This is a genomic window from Anaerobacillus sp. 1_MG-2023 (assembly GCF_030547345.1).
Classification (GTDB): domain Bacteria; phylum Bacillota; class Bacilli; order Bacillales; family Guptibacillaceae; genus Guptibacillus; species Guptibacillus hwajinpoensis_B.
In genome coordinates this window covers 312,806-332,994 of sequence record NZ_JAUORD010000002.1, presented here as the reverse complement: position 1 = coordinate 332,994, position 20,189 = coordinate 312,806, and the positions used below count along the sequence as shown (strand labels likewise).

The window sequence follows — 20,189 nt, the reverse complement described above, 5'->3', positions numbered from 1 at the left end:
TTGAGTATGTCGACGGAGTGCCTGTCACTCTTTCACTTTATCAGGTATATAGAAAGAGAACGTTGTTCCTTCTCCGCTCTTGCTGTGGACGGAAATGTGGCCGTGATGAGATTCCACAATGTTACGAGCAATGGCAAGCCCTAGACCCGTTCCTGACCTTCCTCTTGTACGAGCTTTGTCGGCTTTGTAGAAACGCTCAAACACGAATGGAAGATCATCTTCAGGAATGCCAGAACCAGTATCTTTCACGTCGAACTGAACGCCTTTCTCAAGGGAAGTAATTAATAATCTTACTTCCCCTCCTCCTGGTGTATGTCTCACAGCGTTGTCTATTAAATTCGTTAATACCTGTTCAATTCTATCAGGATCAATCATTAACATTCTTTCATCATTTGAGACATGGAAATTTAATTCCACTTGTCGATCTCGAGCAAGTCCGGAAAATTTTCTTACTATTCTTTGTCCAAAATCTTGCAAATGAATATTGCTATAATGCAATTCGTTGTGACCGGCTTCCATTCTAGCTAAATCGAGCAGTTCATTCACTAGCCTTCCCATCCGCAAGGATTCATCGTAAATGATTTGAGCGACCTCTTTCTTTTCCTCGTCACTACTTGCGATATCATCTACGATCGCTTCACTATATCCTTGGAGCATCGCAATTGGGGTTCTAAGCTCATGAGACACATTCGCGATAAAATCCTTCCTTAGCTTATCCAAACGACGTTCTTCTGTCATATCCCTAAAGACAGCCACCGCTCCCCGAATAGCAGATTGGTTATAAAGTGGCGTCATAACAACAACCCAGCTCCGCCCCTGTAGTTCAACTTCTGTTAACTGTTCCCGCTCAAGTGTTACAACAAGACTAAACAATTCATTGATATCCTCAGGCACTTCATTACCAGGCTTTTCTTCCATTCCCTGCTCGTAATACCAGGCTTTCAAAAACCGTTCAGCAGGAGGATTCGTGCTTAATATGGCTCCAGTTTTATCAAAGGTAATAACGCCATCCGCCATACTGCTTAAAATACTAGAAAGCTGTTCCTTCTCTTGATTCAACGCTGTAACATAGTTATTGAGTTGGCGCCCCATACGGTTAAACGCAACAGAAAGTTCGCCAATTTCATCATGGGTCACCATCGGAACTTTCGTATCGAACTTCCCTTTTGCAACCTCTGTAGCTGCTTCTCTCATTTTTAGAAGTGGAGCGGTAATACGAGTAGATAAGAAGAAGGCAAAGATTGTCGTTAAAACAATGGCAATCCCGGCAGCTATGTAAATTAAATTTCGAGCCTGGCTCGTTGTCTTTGCTATAACGTCAAGGGATTGGTATAGAAATACCTCTCCGTTATCTTCTCCATCAAGTTCCATGGGGACACCGACGATCAGAAGTTCATTATGTGATGCGGCCGCTTCATCTGTAACGAAATCTCCCTTTTTAACAACCGTTTCCCGATCAGTAAATACCCCTTTTAAGATGGGATCTTTTTTAAACACATCCAATGACAGCTCTGGTAATCCATGGGCATTGGGCGAATACCTACTATCCCCCTGGCTGTCATTTTCAACGATCATAACCCTAGTAGGATAAAAGTCTGTGATTTCCCAGGCTGTGTCAAGCGCCTGCTCTCGATCATCATATCGTTCAATAACAGAAGCCACTTTATTAGCGAGTCGCTCCATTTGCTCTGCTTCTTTTTCAACATGAAAGTCTTCAAAAAATTGAAGTAAAAGAATTGTTAAGATGGATAGCACAAATGCTACAAGTAAGATGATTGTAAGCCATAGCTTACCAACAACGCTTCTCCAAATCATTATTCTTTAACTGCCTCGAATTTATATCCCACTCCCCATACTGTTGAAATCATTGCAGCAGCATTTGGTGATACTTTATTTAGCTTCTCTCTTAGTCTCTTCACGTGCGTATCAACTGTTCGGAGATCTCCAAAGAATTCATAATTCCAGACATCTTTTAACAGCTCTTCTCTCGAAAATACTTTATCAGGAGCTTTTGCAAGATAATACAATAGCTCATATTCTTTCGGTGTTAAATTAATAATTTGTTCCTCCGCTAACACCCTATGAGCGTCATGATCGATTGTTAAATACGGAAATACAATTACGTTTTTAGTTGTGGTTTCGGTTTGTAAAAATTTCGTCGTCGATGATCTTCTTAACAGTGCTTTAACGCGAAGAACGACTTCTCTTGGACTAAATGGTTTTGTAATATAGTCATCAGCCCCTACTTCAAACCCCTGTACGCGATTAGCCTCTTCCCCTTTTGCTGTAAGCATGATCACAGGAGTGGCTTTTTGTTCACGCATTTGCTGACAAACTTCTGTACCATCCATTCCCGGAAGCATTAAATCAAGTAAAATAAGATCGAAATCATCCTCAATTGCCATTTCCAGCGCTTGTTCTCCATTTTCAGCTTCTTCTATTTCATAATTCTCTCTCTCAAGATACATGCGCAATAGCTTTCTAATACGCTCTTCATCATCTACTACTAATATTCGTGCATCTTTTTCCAAGAAGATTCCCTCCTACATGAGCTCATGTGTTCTATTCTACCATGCCTATAGCAATCCAGACCAGTGATGAGAAACCGCATTCACCTCTCACCTTATAAGAAAACCTTCACAAATCGTGAAGGTTTTCGAAGTTATGCATAAGAATGAAGTCCAGAAATAACAAGGTTGACGACAACAAGGTTGAGCATAATGATGACAAAACCTACTACAGCAAGCCAGGCTGATTTCTCACCTTGCCATCCTCTTGAAAGGCGAAGGTGAAGATATGCAGCATAAAAAAGGAATGTAACAAGAGCCCAAACCTCTTTTGGATCCCAGCCCCAGAAGCGTGTCCAAGCGGCCTGCGCCCAGATCATGGCGAAAATAAGTGCTCCTAATGTAAACACTGGGAAACCAATCGCTACTGCACGGTACTGTATTTCATCTACCAATTCTTCATTCACATTTTTAAGTGCTGGTTGAATGGCAGCTCCAATTCGTTTCCTTAAAATTAATCGGACCAAACCATACAAGATCAGACCACCAAATATCGACCAGATTAACGTATTTAACTTATGTGCAGCTTTTTCCCCTTTCATCCATCCGGGTGCTTCAAAAAGAGGTCCAAATTCGTTTCCACTAACATATTGGCCGTCTGTCGGCCCTGCTATGGCTGGCAATGTATAATCCACTGTTATCTGCTGCTCATTTTGATCAACAAATTGATAAGTGGAAGAATACCCAGCAGCTTCAAATCCAAGTGATAGGACAACAAATGCAATCGTGCTAATGAGAGAGTACATGACAAACTCAAGCCAGAAAGTTGATTTGCTCGCTTTAGATTGATTGACTGTTTTAACTAAATAAACAAGTCCTGCTGCAAAACTAATGGATAGAATCCCCTCACCAAGAGCAGCTGTTGTAACATGAATTTTGAGCCAGTTACTTTGTAAAGCTGGAATAAGTGGCTGAATATCTGATGGGAATACACTTGCATAAGCAATCACAATAATTGCAACAGGCATTGCAAATACCCCGATAACATTGCTCTTATAGATCAGATAAATAATTAAGAAAGCGAACACCATCGCCATCCCAAAGAATGTTGTAAATTCAAACAAGTTACTAACTGGTGCATGCCCTGCAGCAATCCATCTTGTAACAAAATAGCTCAGCTGAAAAAGAAAACCCACTGTGGAAAGAGCAAACCCCCACATTCCCCATTTTTTTGAATGGGTCATTTCATCCGACTTTCTCCACTTCTTACCAAACAAAGAAATAGCGAATACAATACTTGCTGCAAAATAGATAAAGAAAGCAACATAAAGCAAGTTACTGCTTAATTGAGCCATCTTATCTTGCCTCCTTTCGTGCTAAACATCTATTTCTTTTCTTCCGACTGATCAAGTGGCATATTCAGACCAGTCTCTTTTGTAATGCTTTCTAGCTCTCGTTTCAAACCATACCAGTTTTTATTCGTATGACAGGATAACCACATTTCGTCATCCCCTTTTCGAATCCAAATTCTTCGATGGTTCCAATACATCCCTTGAATAACACCAATCATGAAGATTGCGCCGCCGATCGCTAAAATCCATAATGTATTGTCTTTCCTTACGACTAAACCGGAAACATTTTTTGTATCTACATTTTGAAACGACATTTTGTAATCATTTTCTCCAAGAGGCTCTAAGTTCTGCTTAATCGCAACAAAAGCTACTTCTCCGTCAGGATGTTCTGGAGAAATCATATTAAGTATAAATGCAGGATTATTCGGAACTTTAGATTTAGTTGTTGGCTCACCCTTATCATTAAATTCAAAATCCGGGAAGTAGTCCATTACTTCAACGCTGTAGCCGTTTTCAAGGTTGTATTCTTTCTCAGGATTATAAAGATCAATAGTAAGGTCACCTATAGACTCTCCGGACTCTTTATTGTCCATAGTGAATGACATCTTCTGAAGTTCATTCAATTTATAATCTACCTGGTAAATGGCATACCCTTCAAACTTAAGTGGTTTATTAACTTGAATCGGATGTTCTTTCACTTTCTCAAGTTCTGGATCCGTCCCTGCTACTCTTTCACCAACCTGCTTGTATAAAATAGCATCCGTTTGATAGTTCTTTGCCACGACTGCTTGTCCAGACTCTTCAATCGCATCTTTAAATTTCTCATCTTCATTATCATAAGTTTCTAGAATGAAACCATCACTTTTTAAATAATAGGCTTCTTCCGTCCCTTTGATCTTCTCTGTTTCACCTTCTCTTAACCAGAGCACCTCATCGACATACATTCCAGGGAAAAAGCGGAGCATTCCGCCGATGAGGAATAGAATGAGTCCAATATGATTTACGTAAGGTCCCCATCTGGAGAAGCGATTTTTCTCAGCAAATAAATGACCATTTTCTTCTTTAACATTATACCTTTTGTTTTCTAATGCTCGTTTAATGCCATTTAAGTCAGGCGAATCATCGCTGATTTCCGTCTTACCAAAATACTTCTGGCGCTTCATGAAACTTTCATGGCGAATGACTCGCTGCTTCTTTAATGAGCGATACAGCGGGACAAACCGATCGAGACTGGCTACAATGAGCGAAAGTCCCAATGCTGCAATTAATAACATATACCACCATGAGCCGTATAAGTTATGAAAACCCAGGTCATAATACAATTGACCAAGTACGCCGTATTGTTCCTTGTAATAAACTGTCGGGTCTGACAGCGGTGGTATGTACATTTCTTGAGGGAAAATAGTGCCTATCGCTGAAGCTACTAACAACAAGACGATAATCCAGATTCCGACCTTTACAGATGAGAAGAAATTCCAGATCTTATCGATGATCGTCGTTTTGTACGTTTGTGACCTTCGCGCACTTCCCTCGTATCTCATATTAAGCAGTTTCTTAGATTCTAAATCACCTTGAAGCGGTTTACCACATACTTCGCATATCTCAGTTCCATAAGGGTTCACATGTCCGCATTCACAGGTGATGTTATTGTTGCTCATTGGAACACCCCATTACGGTTGGATTTGCTGCATATAGCTATCAATTACTTCCTCTGAAAGGCTGGCTTCCGTTTTTTGAACGACCTTGCCATTCTTGTCAATTAAAAAGGTTACTGGAATTGGCCCAACTCCATAGTGATTAGTTACATCATTGCTCTTATCGAGCAACACCGGAAAACTAAGATTATACCGATCAGCAAAGCTTTCGGCAGTCAATTTAGGTTCCGAAACATTTACTGCAAGTATTTCGACGCCTTTTTCTTTGTATTCTTTATACTTCTTGTCCATCGCTGGCATCTCATCTTTACAAGGCTCGCAATAGGTTGCCCAAAAATTCAGAAAGACGCCTTTCCCTCTGTAGTCCTCAAGCTCTACTTCATTTCCGTCTAAATCCGTTAAAATAAAGTTTGGCGCTTGATCTCCGGCCTGTACGATTCCGCTTTCATTTGCAAAAAAGTTTGTATAGAACGTATAGCCGACTGCTATAAAGACGATAGTCAATATAACAGTCCGCACGATCAGCCGGTTTTTCTTTTTCATTCAACCAACTCCAATCAAACAAAGCAATACTACTCTCACTATAACGTGTCGATAAGGGGTCACCTTATCGTTTTTTTGAATTTTGTGTGACAGCTTGGTTACGAAGCTGCTTCACTTCGTAAGGTTTTAGCTCACGATAATCTCCAGGATTCATTCCAGTCAGCTCAAGAAAACCATATCGTTCTCTCTTTAACTTTTGCACAGGGTAACCTAATGTTTCGAACATACGGCGTACCTGGCGATTCTTACCTTCATGAATGGTCAATTCTACAATTGATTTTCCTTTTTGTTTGTCAACGGATAGAATTCTAGCTCTTGCTTTCGAAGTCTTTCCGTCTTCTAGCTGCACACCTCGCTCAAGCTTTTGAATGGTCTCTTTATTCATTAAGCCTTTCACTTTAGCGACGTACACTTTGTCTACATGATAACTTGGGTGCATCAGCTTATTCGCAAAATCACCATCATTCGTTAAGAGCAAAACACCTGACGTATCATAATCAAGTCGTCCAACAGGAAAAACCCGTTCTTCGATTTCATGGAAATAATCGGTGACGGCCTTTCTTCCTTTATCATCTTCTACTGTTGAAATGACGCCTGTTGGTTTATAAAACAAAAAATAAACCGGCTCTTCACGTTCTACCGGAATCCCGTTCACTTCAATTTTACAGCGCTCAGACACCTTTGTACCGAGTTCAGTTACGACTTTGCCGTTAACTTTCACTCTACCTTCTTCAATCAATGTTTCTGCTTTTCGTCTGGACGTTACTCCAGCTTGAGCAATTACTTTTTGCAAACGTTCCATCAAATTCACCTCACTAAAACATCATACTCTTGTCACAGTCAAACCTCAAGCACAGATTCATTCTATCATTTATTATGCTCAAACAGGAATGTTCCAAACATTCCGTTACAATTAAAAAAGCCATCGAATAAGATGGCTTCTTCTATCCAAATACAAGAGTGACAAATATAATCGCTGCTGCCATCCCGACTAAATCTGCTAACAATCCAACTTTAAGAGCATTTCCCATTCGTTTGATACCAATGGCTCCAAAGTAAACCGTAATAACATAAAGCGTCGTATCTGTACTTCCTTGCATGGTAGAGGCTAGCCTCCCAATAAAGGAATCTGGCCCATATGTGCTAATAATATCCGTTGTCATTGCAAGCGCACCGGTACCAGAAATCGGGCGAATGAGAGCCAAAGGAACGATTTCTGTAGGTACCCCAACCGCTTCTAGTGGTACTCTTAATAATCCACTAAGAAAGGCCATTGCACCAGATGCTCGAAAAACAGAAATGGCTACCATCATGCCTACCAAATAAGGAACGATCGAAACTGCAATAGAAAGTCCTTCTTTACCACCTTCTACAAAGGTTTCATAAGTTGGTACTCTTTTCCACGTTCCGTACGCAAGAATAAATCCGATTAATAAAGGGATAATCCAGATCGATGCATTCACAGAGATCCTCCCCCTTTGCTTCTTCTATAGAAAAAGCGATCAATGAGGATCGCTCCAATTGTTGAACATGCTGTAGCAGCAATTGTTGTACCAACGATCTCCGTTGGTGAAACTGATCCATATTTCATCCGAATAGCTATAACACTAGTTGGGATGAGAGTTAAACTTGATGTATTGAGCGCTAGGAGGGTAATCATTGACCTTGTTGCATTATCTTTCATATCATTGAGCTTTTTTAACTCTTCCATTGCCTTTATCCCCATTGGCGTAGCTGCATTTCCAAGGCCGAACATATTCGCCATCATGTTCGAGAGAATATATCCCATTGCAGGATGATCAGGGGGAACTTCCGGAAACAGCTTCCGAGCTATCGGTTTAAATCCCCTTCCCAAAAGGTCTAACAGTCCTGCTTTCTGAGCAATCTTCATCAATCCCAGCCAGAAAATAAGAACGCTTAACAACCCTATACAAACAGCTACCGCTTCTTCAGCCCCAGTAAATATTGCTTTATTGACTTCTTCCATCGTTCCATTAATTAGAGCAAATAGAATACCAATGAGAAATAAGCCAGCCCAGATGAGATTAACCATTCGGCTCACGCCCGATATCTAATGAAAATAACCCTTTAAAAAATCCCCATAATCCTTTTTCCTTTTTTTCAACGGAGTCAAAAGTAATTGGTGCTTTCACAATTGTCTTGTTATTTAATTTTACAATATACATCCCAACAGGATCATCTGTTGACCCCATTTCATCCCATTTACTTTCATCTGGAGGTTCTACAAGTTGGATTGTGGAGTCAATTTGATCTCTTTCTTCTGAGGTTAAAGGATAGGAAAGATCTCGATTCAATCTCACATTGCCTTTGTAAGGCTCATCCTTCACATCTTTAATTATCCCTTTAGGCTCTAGTAGAGTCAGCTCATAGTTACTATAACCCCAATTAAACATCGAAATATGATCATTCCAATCATCAGGCGCATTTAAAGTAACAGCAATAAGAGTCATACCATCACGTTCAGCAGTAGAAACGAGTGTACGCTTAGCTCGCTTTGTGTATCCCGTTTTCCCACCAGTGGAATCAGAGTATAAACTAGTTAACAGCTTATTTTTATTACGCCATACATAATCCCAATCCTCTGTCGCATTGGGTGCCTTATGTACTTTAGTACTTGAAATAATACGGTAAGTGTCATTATCCATGGCATACTGTGTTAGAATAGCCATGTCATAAGCTGTCGATAGATGATTCTCATGATCATCAAGTCCATGAGGATTCATAAATACTGTGTGAGACATTCCAATTTCTTCTGCTTTCTGATTCATCAATGTAACAAAGCCTTCTAAACTGCCTCCAACTTCTTCAGCAATTGCCACAGCAGCATCATTACCAGAACGAAGCATTAAACCGTATACCAAATTTTCAAGTGTTATTTTCTCTCCTTCTTTTAAATAGAGAGAGGAACCTTCTGTCCCAGCAGCGTTTCCACTAATTTTTACTGTTTCATTCATTTTACCTGACTCAATCGCAATAATTGCAGTCATAATTTTTGTGATACTCGCTATTCGTCTTTGTGTATAGGCATCTTTTTCGTAAAGAACTCTTCCTGTTTCTTGTTCAATTAGTATGGCACTTCTTGCTGAGACGCCTATTCCCTCTGCTACTACACCTCTTGGGATCATGAGAAACAGAAGAGCAGCAATTAAGATAAAGACGCCAATTTTTGTCTTAAGCGATTTCATCATGACATCCACGTCCCTTAAGCTCTATATTTGTACAAGTCTATGAGCAAGAGACGCAGTATATGTCTTTCATTCCTTTCCGGCATTCGGAAACATCACGGGATAATTGGTCGACTCTTTTAAAGCTTTCTCTTCAGCGGGAATACGAACTTTCAGAAGTATTACTGCATTTAGAACGGTAAAAACAATCGCAGTGAAGTAGGAGGAGAAAATAAGTGGCAAAGAGAGAATTTCTAGTGCGACAATTACGTAGTTTGGGTGTTTCAAAAATCGGTAAGGACCTCTTTTTACAACTTCTGCACCTTGTAGAACGATTATTTTTGTATTCCAAAAGCGGCCAAGACTTCTAATTGTCCAGACTCGAAGGCATTGAGCCGAAAGAAACACAAACAGCATAACAGACCAGACGAAGGAGAGAGTGAAACCTCGTAAAATCGCTTCAATCGCTACTGCGAAAAGAAAAAAAACGTGTAGAAGCACAATGTATTTATAATGATTTTTTCCAACTTCTCTGGCTCCCTGCTCTTTCATCCACTTTTCATTTTTTTTAGCTATATATAGTTCAAATAACCTTTGAAACACAAGTAGGAAGAAAACCCCAGTAAATATTAGCTCCATTTTTTATGCTCCTTTTTTCCATTCTAGCAGCAGCAGTTCTGAACAAAAACCAGGTCCGAGAGCTGCCATTAATCCAAGATTTCCATGTTTACACCCATTTCTCAAAAACTGGTCTAGTACGTAAATAACGGTAACTGAACTCATATTTCCATATTCTTTTAATACATTTCTCGATACCGCAGTCATCGACTTATCGAATCCGAGAGCTTCTTCATATGCTGTTAACACTTTTGTGCCTCCAGGATGGGCAATAAAATAATCTATTTCTTGCGTGGTTTTCTCGTGAATAGTGAGGAATTCCAGAACATTAGGTTCAAGCCAACTTGATACAATCGCGGGAATAGACTTAGAGAACACTACGTGCAAGCCTTCGTTGCTAACTTCCCATCCCATCACATCTTCTGAATCTCTCATTAATGTGGAGCATGTGGCGACGATGCCTGGAATGCTCGGCAAGGTTGAACGGCTAAGAAGAGATGAACTCTCACCTGTCAAAAGTACAGCTGATATTCCATCAGCAAAAAGTGCTGTTCCAATAAGGTTGCTTTTGGAAAAGTCACCATGCTGAAAAGTAAGACTACATAGCTCAACATTCACTACTAGAACAGCTTGATCAGGATGGGCAAGACAATAATCATTCGCTCTTGCTATACCTGCAGCACCACCTGCACACCCAAGTCCCCAGATGGGGATCCGTTTTGTATGGGGAGAGAATGGTAGGACATTCATGATTCTAGCCTCTATACTCGGTGTAGAAATACCTGTTGTTGACACAAAAAATATTGCATCGATATCTCTACAATCAATCATTTCATTTAGGTAAAAGGGATTGTTCAGACAATCCAATACTGCTTCTTTAGCATATTCAACTGAAAGAGAAACGTATTTTTCGTTTTTTTCTTCAAATGTTGGGCCACTACTATACCATTCTAGTGGCATAGCGAAATATCTTTTATCTATTTCAGCACTTTGAAAAACAGGTAGCAGACGATCTATATTTTTAAAATGTGGACCAAATTGCCTTTTAGCAAAAGTCGCTGCTTCTGTTTGCAGAAGACAATGAGGGGGTAAAGATTTTCCGATCGATAGTATCATTGATCTGAGCTCCTATCCTACTCTTTTCAATTAGTGTTCGAAGTTTATTTCATTTTTATTCTAGAACAGTAATTAAATAGAAAATATTGGAAAATACACTCGTTTGAGCCAAAAATGATACATCAATATAAGCGAACATAGTCAAAGCATAAAAAAGATGCCTCAGTATGGAGGCATCTTTTCTTTGTTTGAATGTAAATACGTACCTGTTGATTTTATCTCATGGATGATCGTAAGAAGCTCTTGCAAATCCGCCTTCTTAAGCGGATCAAGGAACTCATTTTCACTACTAATATACAAACGTTTTCGATTCGGATAAGACGAAAGGAGATTCAGTGCGATTGCTTCGTGAATGGGGGTCTCATAACCCCAAAATTCTTTAATAGCAGTTTCTGCAAAAACTCCAGGATATAAAACATGAAATCGCTTTACCTTTCCATTCTCCTCATACGTTATTGTAGAACGAACGAATGAATCTTCAGGTGAGTTTGCACGATCTTTTTGAAGCTCCTCGAAAGCAACATGAGTTAACCTCATCGATTGTCCTCCTTCATCATGATCGAACTTAGCATCTACTCAGAGATTTCCTGAAACTTCTCAAAAAATAAGTCTGCTTCCTCATCTTCCTTATCTTCTGTCCCATCAGGTAAAGGGGGGAGATCCTTAATTGAGCTTAAACCAAAATGAAATAGAAACTCTCTAGTTGTTCCATATAAAATCGCTCTTCCAGCTTTTTCGGCTCTGCCCGCTTCTTTAATGAGCAGTTTACTCATTAAAGTTTGTAAAGGCTTATCCGTTTTAACACCGCGAATTTCTTCTATTTCTACCCTTGTTATTGGTTGCTTGTAGGCGACGATCGCAAGTGTTTCTAGAGCTGCCTGCGATAAAGTATGATTACCTGGTGTCGCTACTAGTTTTTCGATATAGGGAGCATTTTTAGCATTTGTAGTGAGCTGATAGCCACCACCAATAAAACTAATTTTAAAACCGCGATCTTTTTCATTGTATTCATCCTGCAAATCACTTATTGCACTTAGAAGGGTGTCTTCTTCCAATGAGATGGTTTCACAGAGATCTTTCACTGTGATCCCTTCATCACCAACTACAAATAGAAGACTTTCGATAATGCTTTTTATTTCTTCGTTTGTCACACAGATGCCTTCCCTTCTCGTTCAAAAATCATAATTTCGCCAAAGTTTTTATCTTGTTCACAAGCCACATCTCTCGTTTTCATTAACTCAAGGACTGCAAGAAACGTCACAATCATATGCCCACGATCCTCTTCACTAAAAAGATCACTAAAACGCGTCTTTCCACTTCCTCGTAGCTGGTTCCGAATAGCATTCATTCGATCTTCAATTGGAACATCTTCACTTTGAATTCGTGTACGCTTTGGTTTCTTTTCTTTTACACGTCTGGACATTTTTTGAAATGCCGCAAGCATATCATACAATGTAACGTCGCCAATGGAGGTTTGACTATCCTCATGACTAAATTCACTAGTATCTACAGGTGGCCGAGCATAAATAAGGCTTCGACTACTTTCTTTTTCCTTTAAATCATTCGCAGCCTCTTTAAACCTTCGATACTCAACAAGACGTTGAACGAGTTCATCACGGGGATCATCTTCAAACTCTGGGTCCTGTTCGAAAATTTCTTCTTCTTTTTGAGGAAGAAGCATTTTGCTTTTTATCGCAAGCAACGTCGCAGCCATAACAAGATATTCACTTGCCACATCAAGTTCTAACTCTTGCATTGTATGGACAAACGTTAAGTATTGATCTGTAATTTGCGAGACTGGAATATCATAAATATCCACTTCGTACTTATTTATAAGGTGGAGCAAAAGATCCAATGGACCTTCAAATGCATCAACCTTTACACTGTATTGCTTCATTTTCCATCTTCCTTTATCCAAGTCCATCTAGTATTCCGATTATATCACATTTACAATAGGGGCTTACAGCAATGCAAGAAAACCATCAGGTTCATTTTTAACGTAAATTGTTTTCCATTGATCGTTAACAGTTTGATAGCACCCTGACGACTGATCGCTATTTTGATCCACAAGAGCACTCGCTTTATCCATTTAACACACATGTGCTACACTACTAAAAGAAATGGAGGAATCAGCATGTATTCAAAAGCCTATATTGATTATTTGGCTCATTTCCATGGACTTCGTGATTATTTTGAATGCCATGAAATCCTCGAAGAACATTGGAAAGAGGATCCGCGTGGAAGTCGTAAACTTCATTGGGTAGGTCTTATCCAAATTGCTGTTGGCCTCTACCACCATCGACGCGGTAATTTCACAGGGGCAAAGAGAATGATTGCTAATGCCATACGCATTTCCAAAAGCGAAAGTGAAGAACTCGATAAATTAGCGATAAATATTGATCAACTTTCTAAAAACCTATCAAACGAGTTACAACTCATCAACACTCACTCTCCTTACCAGGGATTTGACATTCCTCTCACAAGCTCCACCCTTCAAACGGCTTGTGAAGAAAGATGTCGTGAACTTGAATGTACTTATGGTAGTAAAAGCGATCTTTCGAATATAGAACTCATCCATCGTCATACGAGACGTGATCGATCAGATGTGATTGAAGAAAGAAAACAACAATTTGAAATAAAACAACAGAAAAGGAACGGCTAAGCCGTTCCTTTTCTTTGCATCTTACTTCATATTTTCTTCCAAGTGACACCTCTCAAAAAATGTCCCTGTATATTCATTTCCCTTAATAGATATTTCATCACTTAGCATTTCTCGAAGTGCTTCAACCATTTGTTTTCCAATTCCTTGATGGCGATGGGAAGGATTAACACTAATATCCTTTAGCTCTACTTCGTTGTCGTTTACCCATTCAATCCCGAGCAATCCGATAATATCTTCTTCTTTCCAAAGAAAAAGCTGCAAAGAATCCATATCCTCATAGTCTTTAATCGATTGTTGCAGTTTCTTAATATCTTTTTCATTCGGCATGAAGCTTAATAGCCCCATGGCTATTTTCTCATGAGCTTTCTTATAACGAATTAGCATGATTATCCCTCATTAAAGTAATTCTTGGCTTTCCGTTTAATAACTTATTCTAAAATCAATTAGAATGTTAAAGTGATTCGACGAACAAGCTCAGCTAGCATGATAATGACAATGATCACACAGACCTAAGAATCAACCATTTTCTTTCTCTCTTCATGGCTTTACGACTCCAAACTCTTTTGCCCTTCATCGCATACCATACTCATCATAGCCAAAAATGAACTGATAATCAACCTTCAAATGATTTTGATAAATTAGCCATTTCAATTGCTGCCGTTGCAGCATCCCAGCCCTTGTTACCAGCCTTAGTCCCTGCACGTTCAACAGCTTGTTCAATGGTGTTTGTGGTTAATACTCCAAAAATAACAGGTACACCCGTCTGCATCGTTAAATTCGCTACGCCTTTAGAAACTTCTCCACATACATAATCAAAGTGTGGTGTAGCCCCGCGAATAACCGTACCAAGCGTAACAATTGCATCATATTTTCCTGTTTCAACCATTTTCTTTGCGGCAAATGGAATTTCAAATGCTCCAGGAACCCATGCTACATCAATGTTTTCTTCGGACAAGCCATGACGCTTCAATGCGTCTTCAGCACCTCCAAGTAATTTACTTGTAATAAATTCATTAAATCTTCCTACTACTATACCCACTTTTAATCCAGATCCAACCAAATTTCCTTCAAATGTTTGTCCCATTATTAATATCCTCCTATGTTCATACGTGAATTTTTAGAAATGAAGCATGTGTCCTAGCTTACTATGTTTTGTTTTTAGGTACTTTTCATTCTCTTTTCGAGAAGCCATCTGAAGAGGTACCCTAGATGCTACTTCAAGACCATAACCTGTTAACCCAGCTATTTTACGTGGATTGTTTGTCAGAAGGTTCATTTTAGAAACACCAAGGTCTCTCAAAATCTGTGCCCCTATTCCATAATCCCTTAAATCAGGCTTAAATCCAAGTTTCTCATTCGCTTCAACTGTGTCGTAGCCCTGTTCTTGCAGTTTATAAGCTTTCATTTTATTAAGGAGCCCGATACCTCTTCCTTCCTGGCGCATATACAAAAGCACGCCATGACCTTCTTCTTCAATTTGTGCCAATGCAGCATGTAGTTGTGGACCACAGTCACATCGAAAAGATCCAAACACATCACCAGTTAAACATTCAGAGTGAACTCGCACAAGAGTTGGTTGATCTGGTAAAATTTCTCCCTTAATCAAAGCTACGTGCTCTTTCTGATCAAGAATATTCGAATACCCTACCGCTCTAAAAGAACCAAACTCAGTCGGAAGTTCTATTTCTACTTCTTTTCGAACAAGAACATCTTTACGATTACGATATTGAATCAAATCTTTAATCGTAATCATTTTCAAATCATACTCTTCAGCAATTTTCTTTAGATCAGGAACGCGCGCCATTTCACCGTCTTCTTTCATAATTTCACAAATAACACCAGCTGGGGCAGAGCCAGAGAGTCGTGCCAAATCGACTGCCGCCTCCGTATGACCTGCTCTTCTTAAGACCCCTCCATCCTTAGCAATCAATGGGAAAATATGACCTGGTCGATTAAAGTCCGAAGGTTTAGCATCCGTGTTAATTAAGTATTGAATTGTAGATGCTCTTTCAGCTGCCGAAATTCCTGTAGTTGTACTTTTGTGGTCGACACTCACTGTAAACGCTGTACCATGAGAATCTGTGTTATGATCTACCATTGGGCTCAACTTCAGTTCATTTGCACGCTCTTCCGTAATCGGCGTGCAAACAAGGCCTCTTCCTTTTGTAATCATGAAATTGATTGTTTCAGGTGTGACTTTATCGGCTAAAGCGATAAAATCCCCTTCATTCTCCCTGTCTTCATCATCACAAACGATCACCACCTGGCCTTGCATTAAATCATAAATCGCTTCTTCTATTGTATGGAACATATACGATGACCCTCCTGATAGTACCATTATTTAAATCCATGATCTTCAAAAAACTGACTCCCGAGTGAAGCAGTAGGTTCGGGTTTTGAACCGCTTCTTTGCTCCAAGTACTTCATAATGTATTTACCAAGCATATCGCATTCTATATTCACTGTATCTCCCACTCTTTTTCTCCCAAGCACCGTCTCCTCTACGGTATGGGGGATAAGAGATATAGTAAGAGAGTGCTCCCCTATTCCAAAGACCGTAAGACTAGTACCATCAACAGAAACTGAGCCTTTTTCAACAAAGTAAATTAAAAGGTTTCGCGGAATCGAGATGTCATAATAAACAGCATTATCAATTTGTTCTACACGAGTAATTTTCCCCACACCATCAACATGTCCAGAAACAAAATGACCACCAAAGCGTCCATTTGCAGACATAGCTCTCTCCAGATTCACCGATGAGTTTGGTCCTAGCTGACGAAGACTGCTTGCACGAAATGTTTCAGGCATAATATCTACGGTAAAAGAAGAGTCTGTATACGTCGTAACAGTTAAGCACACGCCGTTTATCGAAATGCTATCTCCTAAATGAACGTCTTTTAAAATAGTCGACGCTGCAATTTGCATTGCAATGGATTCTCCTGATTGTTGAACACTTTCAACTCTTCCAATTTCTTCTACAATACCTGTAAACATTAAGAAAGCCTCCTTGATGAAATAATTCGAATATCATTTCCAATTTGTTCTACGCTATCCACTTGTAAATCGATCGCTTCATTCATCGTTTGAAAACCTGTACCCCCGAAAGCCGTAGGAGATTGACTCCCACCAATAAGCTTCGGCGCAATGTATGTAATAACTTGTTGAAAAGATCGTGATTCAAGAAAGCTACCGTGTATTTCTGAACCACCTTCAACAAATACTGATGTAATTTCTCGTTCCCCTAAAAGGTCAAGAACTTTATCTATTGGGAGCAGTGGATCTATGACATCGATGATTTGAACATGTTTTGGGAAGGTTCGCTTATTTTTTAGCGCAGCTCGTTTTGTTGTAATGATCCATGTTTCTGCATTCTCATCACTTATTACTTTAGCGTCAGAAGGCATCTTCAATTGACGATCTAACACGATTCTAATCGGCGATAGGCCTTCACCGTAACGAGTCGTTAGTGATGGGTCATCAGAGAGGACCGTTCCAATACCTACAAGAATGGCATCATGTTGATGACGGAAGGCATGAACATCTTTTCTCGAGTCTTCCCCCGTAATCCATTTACTATCACCTGAATGAGTTGCTATTTTGCCATCAAGCGTTGTAGCAGCTTTCAACGTTACAAATGGTCTTTTCTGTGTAATGTAATGGAAAAACATCCGGTTTAGCTGTAAGGCTTCTTCTTCCATAAGCCCAATATGAACAGCTATGCCTGCTTTCTTTAGTTTAGTTACACCATTTCCTGCGACCAGGGGATTCGGATCTTGACTTGCAATAAATACCTCTTTGACACCCGCTTGAATTAAAGCATCAGCACAAGGAGGCGTCTTTCCATGATGACTACATGGCTCCAGTGTCACATAGGCAGTACTCCCACTTGCTTGATTGCCCGCCATCTTGAGTGCTTGAATTTCGGCATGGCCTTCTCCAGCCCTTAAATGAGCTCCCATCCCCACGATACGCCCACTATTAACAATAACGGCTCCTACGGAGGGATTCGGACGCGTTTGACCTAACGTACTTCTAGCCATATCGATCGCTGTTTTCATAAAATCCGTATGATTCATCGTATTTACTCCTGTTCCACTCTCCATTATTGGTTGAGAAGGAGAACAAAAAAAGCCTCCCAAAACACAGCTGTCCTGGGAGGCAAAAGCATATGCCAAATAAGCCTTTTGAATCTATGATTCAAAAGGAAATTGGTCACTTTTATTCCTTCTCCCATCCAGACTATACTGTCGGTTCTGGTTTCTCACCAGATCCACCGTTTGCTTACGCAACCGGGTCACGGACTTAGCTAGCATAAGCTAGTCATCACCGCCGGTTGGGATTTTCACCCGACCCCGAAGGAAAGTATTAAGTTTTTAAGAGTCTGATCTATTCTTCGTCCCAGACTTTTACTTCTTTCATTACGTCACCCTGTTTAACGCGAAGAACCGTATCCATTCCTTCTGTTACTTGACCAAAAACGGTATGAACGCCGTCTAGGTGAGGCTGAGGTTCATGAACTAGGAAAAACTGACTGCCGCCCGTGTTTTTACCAGCATGTGCCATAGACAATGAGCCTGCTACGTGTTTATGAGGGTTACCTTCTGTTTCACAGTCAATTGTATATCCTGGTCCACCCATTCCAGAACCTGTAGGATCTCCGCCTTGAGCAACAAAACCTGGGATTACGCGGTGGAAGTTCACACCGTTGTAGAAACCTTCATTTGCAAGTTTCTCAAAGTTAGCAACAGTGTTAGGTGCTGCTTCTGGATAAAATTCAATTTCAATAACTTCTCCATTTTCAAATGCAATTGTTCCTTTTTTCATAAATAAATCCTCCTGCACTAACAATTTTCTTAAAAGCTCTTTCATTATAGCACAGACTGAAGCTGTTCCATATCATTTATGCTTTTCAACTATTATTTTGATATAATCGCTTGTTTTAATGGCAAATCATGTCGAACTAAATCCTCGTATGACTCTCTCTCAACAACAAGGTTTGCCTCACCATTTTCAACAAAAACTACAGCCGGTCTTGGTAATCTATTGTAGTTATTTGCCATGGAATAACCATATGCCCCCGTTGAAAAAACAGCCATTGTATCGCCAGCAATCGCTCGCTGTAACTGGCAATCCCAAATTAACATATCACCTGATTCACAGCACTTTCCTGCTACAGAGTATAGGTGATCTTTTGCTTCATTCATTCGATTTGCTATTGTGGCTTCATATTTTGCCTGATAGAGAGCAGGGCGTAAATTATCCGTCATCCCTCCATCTACAGCGAGGTAATGTCTCAACTCTGGAACATTTTTGTGTGAACCAACCGTATATAACGTTAGTCCAGCTTCTCCTACTAGTGAACGCCCAGGTTCAATCCAGATCTCAGGCATGTTCATTTGCCCTGTTACCTGATTTCTGATTGTTTCAATCATAGCTTCAATGTAGTTCCCTACTGGTAGTGGGTGATCTTCGCTCGTATATCGGATTCCAAATCCTCCACCAAGGTTAAGGACTTCAGGCTCAAAACCATAGGCATCGTACCATGTTGTAAGATAGCTATAGATCTTTTCAATCGCCATTACAAAGCCATTTGTTTCAAAAATTTGTGAGCCTATATGACAATGAAGTCCAAGAAGATGAATAGCACTCATTTTTGTTACATCCAATATCGCGCGTTCTACCTGACCACTCTGTAAATCAAAACCAAATTTGGAATCTTCTTGGCCTGTTAAAATATAATCATGCGTATGTGCTTCAATACCTGGTGTTATACGCAGCAGCACATTAGCTTTCACATTTTTTTCTTCTGCAATTTGCTCAAGTAGAGATAATTCGTAAAAATTATCAACAACGAAGCAACCTATTTCTGCATCAAGCGCCATTCTAATTTCAGATTCACTTTTGTTATTTCCATGAAAATGAATGCGCTCCACGGGAAAACCCGCCTTCAAAGCAGTATAAAGCTCTCCACCGGATACAACATCTAAACTTAATCCTTCTTCTTCTGCAAGTTGGATCATTGCCATACATGAAAAGGCCTTACTAGCATAAGCTACTTGATAGTTTACATTTTCACGTTCAAAGGCACTTCGAAACGCCCTTGCTTTATCTCGAATCATGGCCACGTCATAAACATATAACGCAGTGCCAAATTTTTTTCCTAATTGGACCGTATCGATCCCTCCAACTGTTAGATGCCCCTCTTCTGAAATTGCAGATGTACTGTATAAATTCACAATCATTTCTCCCCTCTCGCTTATATAAATGCGAGCTCCCTCCACACAATAAGAAAAACAGCCAACTTTATAGATAGGCTGTTTTTCTCCGTATCCTCACGAGTTGGATTAGCTCACCACTGAAAGAAATCCATCCTCCAGTGACAGTCTGCAACTTATTCAGCAGCAGCCCAGCAAGAAAAGAATGGGTCCTTTCTCACTTCGGCAAATTGACCTTTCTGATATCGTCTTCGCATTCCATTCTATGCTCAGATATCTTACTCATTCGTTTTGCGCCTCTATCCCCATTACGTTCAATGAGGTCTATTCGATTAA

At 39.9% G+C, this 20,189-nt stretch carries 23 protein-coding genes and 2 riboswitches; of the genes, 1 reads left to right on the top strand and 22 read right to left on the bottom strand.

The window, feature by feature from the left end; genetic code table 11:
- Positions 1-24 precede the first annotated feature (24 nt).
- The 15 genes from Q4550_RS05505 to Q4550_RS05435 all read right to left on the bottom strand — a co-directional run bounded on the left by Q4550_RS05505 (position 25) and on the right by Q4550_RS05435 (position 13,065).
- Entirely contained in the window at positions 25-1,815 is a 1,791-nt protein-coding gene (locus tag Q4550_RS05505; RefSeq protein WP_303530916.1) for an ATP-binding protein, read from the bottom strand.
- Entirely contained in the window at positions 1,815-2,531 is a 717-nt protein-coding gene (locus tag Q4550_RS05500; RefSeq protein WP_194221968.1) for a response regulator transcription factor, read from the bottom strand. The genes Q4550_RS05505 and Q4550_RS05500 overlap by 1 nt, the downstream gene beginning before the upstream one ends.
- Positions 2,532-2,662: 131 nt before the next feature.
- Positions 2,663-3,862, bottom strand: coding sequence for a c-type cytochrome biogenesis protein CcsB (gene ccsB, locus Q4550_RS05495; RefSeq protein WP_303530915.1), 1,200 nt, complete (start codon positions 3,860-3,862; stop codon positions 2,663-2,665).
- A gap of 29 nt (positions 3,863-3,891) precedes the next feature.
- Positions 3,892-5,517, bottom strand: a complete 1,626-nt coding sequence (resB, locus tag Q4550_RS05490) for a cytochrome c biogenesis protein ResB (RefSeq protein WP_303530914.1) — start codon at positions 5,515-5,517, stop codon at positions 3,892-3,894.
- 12 nt (positions 5,518-5,529) lie between these two features.
- Entirely contained in the window at positions 5,530-6,057 is a 528-nt protein-coding gene (gene resA / locus Q4550_RS05485) for a thiol-disulfide oxidoreductase ResA (RefSeq protein ID WP_303530913.1), read from the bottom strand.
- 64 nt (positions 6,058-6,121) lie between these two features.
- Positions 6,122-6,859 (bottom strand): pseudouridine synthase, encoded by a 738-nt coding sequence (locus Q4550_RS05480; protein ID WP_194221972.1) that lies wholly within the window; start codon positions 6,857-6,859, stop codon positions 6,122-6,124.
- A 142-nt stretch (positions 6,860-7,001) separates the two neighbouring features.
- The gene (locus Q4550_RS05475; RefSeq protein ID WP_371018605.1) at positions 7,002-7,520 is read right to left on the bottom strand and encodes a spore maturation protein; all 519 of its coding nucleotides are present in this window, start codon (positions 7,518-7,520) and stop codon (positions 7,002-7,004) included.
- A complete protein-coding gene (locus Q4550_RS05470) occupies positions 7,517-8,110 on the bottom strand; it encodes a nucleoside recognition domain-containing protein (RefSeq protein WP_303530911.1) in 594 nt (197 codons plus the stop codon). The genes Q4550_RS05475 and Q4550_RS05470 overlap by 4 nt, the downstream gene beginning before the upstream one ends.
- Complete coding sequence (locus Q4550_RS05465; protein ID WP_303531134.1) at positions 8,103-9,263, bottom strand: D-alanyl-D-alanine carboxypeptidase family protein; 1,161 nt, start codon at positions 9,261-9,263, stop codon at positions 8,103-8,105. The genes Q4550_RS05470 and Q4550_RS05465 overlap by 8 nt, the downstream gene beginning before the upstream one ends.
- Positions 9,264-9,332: 69 nt before the next feature.
- A complete protein-coding gene (locus Q4550_RS05460) occupies positions 9,333-9,881 on the bottom strand; it encodes an isoprenylcysteine carboxyl methyltransferase family protein (RefSeq protein WP_303530909.1) in 549 nt (182 codons plus the stop codon).
- 3 nt (positions 9,882-9,884) lie between these two features.
- The gene (locus Q4550_RS05455; protein WP_303530907.1) at positions 9,885-10,976 is read right to left on the bottom strand and encodes a type III polyketide synthase; all 1,092 of its coding nucleotides are present in this window, start codon (positions 10,974-10,976) and stop codon (positions 9,885-9,887) included.
- A gap of 162 nt (positions 10,977-11,138) precedes the next feature.
- The gene (locus Q4550_RS05450) at positions 11,139-11,513 is read right to left on the bottom strand and encodes a hypothetical protein (protein WP_303530905.1); all 375 of its coding nucleotides are present in this window, start codon (positions 11,511-11,513) and stop codon (positions 11,139-11,141) included.
- Positions 11,514-11,548: 35 nt separating this feature from the next.
- Complete coding sequence (gene scpB / locus Q4550_RS05445; protein ID WP_194221978.1) at positions 11,549-12,127, bottom strand: SMC-Scp complex subunit ScpB; 579 nt, start codon at positions 12,125-12,127, stop codon at positions 11,549-11,551.
- Positions 12,124-12,873, bottom strand: a complete 750-nt coding sequence (locus Q4550_RS05440) for a segregation/condensation protein A (protein WP_303530902.1) — start codon at positions 12,871-12,873, stop codon at positions 12,124-12,126. The genes scpB and Q4550_RS05440 overlap by 4 nt, the downstream gene beginning before the upstream one ends.
- 63 nt (positions 12,874-12,936) lie before the next feature.
- Complete coding sequence (locus Q4550_RS05435) at positions 12,937-13,065, bottom strand: hypothetical protein (RefSeq protein WP_303530900.1); 129 nt, start codon at positions 13,063-13,065, stop codon at positions 12,937-12,939.
- A gap of 45 nt (positions 13,066-13,110) precedes the next feature.
- On the opposite strand from Q4550_RS05435, the gene Q4550_RS05430 reads away from it, so the two are divergent.
- Positions 13,111-13,638, top strand: a complete 528-nt coding sequence (locus tag Q4550_RS05430; protein WP_226613871.1) for a DUF309 domain-containing protein — start codon at positions 13,111-13,113, stop codon at positions 13,636-13,638.
- Between the two features lie 21 nt (positions 13,639-13,659).
- Here Q4550_RS05430 and Q4550_RS05425 read toward each other — a convergent pair whose 3' ends face one another.
- The 7 genes from Q4550_RS05425 to lysA all read right to left on the bottom strand — a co-directional run bounded on the left by Q4550_RS05425 (position 13,660) and on the right by lysA (position 19,874).
- Positions 13,660-14,022, bottom strand: coding sequence for a GNAT family N-acetyltransferase (locus Q4550_RS05425; RefSeq protein ID WP_194221981.1), 363 nt, complete (start codon positions 14,020-14,022; stop codon positions 13,660-13,662).
- Between the two features lie 229 nt (positions 14,023-14,251).
- Positions 14,252-14,722, bottom strand: coding sequence for a 6,7-dimethyl-8-ribityllumazine synthase (ribH, locus tag Q4550_RS05420; protein ID WP_194221982.1), 471 nt, complete (start codon positions 14,720-14,722; stop codon positions 14,252-14,254).
- A gap of 33 nt (positions 14,723-14,755) precedes the next feature.
- The gene (locus tag Q4550_RS05415) at positions 14,756-15,949 is read right to left on the bottom strand and encodes a bifunctional 3,4-dihydroxy-2-butanone-4-phosphate synthase/GTP cyclohydrolase II (RefSeq protein ID WP_303530895.1); all 1,194 of its coding nucleotides are present in this window, start codon (positions 15,947-15,949) and stop codon (positions 14,756-14,758) included.
- A 26-nt stretch (positions 15,950-15,975) separates the two neighbouring features.
- Positions 15,976-16,632, bottom strand: coding sequence for a riboflavin synthase (gene ribE, locus Q4550_RS05410; protein WP_303530893.1), 657 nt, complete (start codon positions 16,630-16,632; stop codon positions 15,976-15,978).
- Positions 16,632-17,714: a bifunctional diaminohydroxyphosphoribosylaminopyrimidine deaminase/5-amino-6-(5-phosphoribosylamino)uracil reductase RibD gene (gene ribD, locus Q4550_RS05405; RefSeq protein ID WP_303530892.1), complete on the bottom strand. Its 1,083-nt coding sequence runs from the start codon at positions 17,712-17,714 to the stop codon at positions 16,632-16,634. Before ribD ends, ribE begins: the two co-directional genes overlap by 1 nt.
- Positions 17,715-17,856: 142 nt before the next feature.
- Positions 17,857-18,002, bottom strand: a riboswitch (FMN riboswitch).
- Positions 18,003-18,024: 22 nt separating this feature from the next.
- Positions 18,025-18,462: a peptidylprolyl isomerase gene (locus Q4550_RS05400; protein WP_194221986.1), complete on the bottom strand. Its 438-nt coding sequence runs from the start codon at positions 18,460-18,462 to the stop codon at positions 18,025-18,027.
- 92 nt (positions 18,463-18,554) lie between these two features.
- Positions 18,555-19,874 carry a diaminopimelate decarboxylase gene (lysA, locus tag Q4550_RS05395; protein WP_303530890.1) on the bottom strand — a complete coding sequence of 440 codons (1,320 nt, stop codon included), beginning with the start codon at positions 19,872-19,874 and terminating at the stop codon, positions 18,555-18,557.
- Between the two features lie 101 nt (positions 19,875-19,975).
- Positions 19,976-20,163, bottom strand: a riboswitch (Lysine riboswitch).
- Positions 20,164-20,189 lie beyond the last annotated feature (26 nt).

Excerpts from the sequence above, each read along its gene's own strand:
- Q4550_RS05505 (WP_303530916.1), bottom strand. The coding sequence starts at position 1,815 with ATGATTTGGAGAAGCGTTGTTGGTAAGCTATGGCTTACAATCATCTTA.
- ccsB (WP_303530915.1), bottom strand. The coding sequence starts at position 3,862 with ATGGCTCAATTAAGCAGTAACTTGCTTTATGTTGCTTTCTTTATCTAT.
- resB (WP_303530914.1), bottom strand. The coding sequence starts at position 5,517 with ATGAGCAACAATAACATCACCTGTGAATGCGGACATGTGAACCCTTAT.
- resA (WP_303530913.1), bottom strand. The coding sequence starts at position 6,057 with ATGAAAAAGAAAAACCGGCTGATCGTGCGGACTGTTATATTGACTATC.
- Q4550_RS05480 (WP_194221972.1), bottom strand. The coding sequence starts at position 6,859 with ATGGAACGTTTGCAAAAAGTAATTGCTCAAGCTGGAGTAACGTCCAGA.
- Q4550_RS05470 (WP_303530911.1), bottom strand. The coding sequence starts at position 8,110 with ATGGTTAATCTCATCTGGGCTGGCTTATTTCTCATTGGTATTCTATTT.
- Q4550_RS05465 (WP_303531134.1), bottom strand. The coding sequence starts at position 9,263 with ATGAAATCGCTTAAGACAAAAATTGGCGTCTTTATCTTAATTGCTGCT.
- Q4550_RS05460 (WP_303530909.1), bottom strand. The coding sequence starts at position 9,881 with ATGGAGCTAATATTTACTGGGGTTTTCTTCCTACTTGTGTTTCAAAGG.
- Q4550_RS05455 (WP_303530907.1), bottom strand. The coding sequence starts at position 10,976 with ATGATACTATCGATCGGAAAATCTTTACCCCCTCATTGTCTTCTGCAA.
- Q4550_RS05450 (WP_303530905.1), bottom strand. The coding sequence starts at position 11,513 with ATGAGGTTAACTCATGTTGCTTTCGAGGAGCTTCAAAAAGATCGTGCA.
- Q4550_RS05440 (WP_303530902.1), bottom strand. The coding sequence starts at position 12,873 with ATGAAGCAATACAGTGTAAAGGTTGATGCATTTGAAGGTCCATTGGAT.
- Q4550_RS05435 (WP_303530900.1), bottom strand. The coding sequence starts at position 13,065 with ATGGATAAAGCGAGTGCTCTTGTGGATCAAAATAGCGATCAGTCGTCA.
- Q4550_RS05430 (WP_226613871.1), top strand. The coding sequence starts at position 13,111 with ATGTATTCAAAAGCCTATATTGATTATTTGGCTCATTTCCATGGACTT.
- Q4550_RS05425 (WP_194221981.1), bottom strand. The coding sequence starts at position 14,022 with ATGCTAATTCGTTATAAGAAAGCTCATGAGAAAATAGCCATGGGGCTA.
- ribH (WP_194221982.1), bottom strand. The coding sequence starts at position 14,722 with ATGGGACAAACATTTGAAGGAAATTTGGTTGGATCTGGATTAAAAGTG.
- Q4550_RS05415 (WP_303530895.1), bottom strand. The coding sequence starts at position 15,949 with ATGTTCCATACAATAGAAGAAGCGATTTATGATTTAATGCAAGGCCAG.
- ribE (WP_303530893.1), bottom strand. The coding sequence starts at position 16,632 with ATGTTTACAGGTATTGTAGAAGAAATTGGAAGAGTTGAAAGTGTTCAA.
- ribD (WP_303530892.1), bottom strand. The coding sequence starts at position 17,714 with ATGAATCATACGGATTTTATGAAAACAGCGATCGATATGGCTAGAAGT.
- Q4550_RS05400 (WP_194221986.1), bottom strand. The coding sequence starts at position 18,462 with ATGAAAAAAGGAACAATTGCATTTGAAAATGGAGAAGTTATTGAAATT.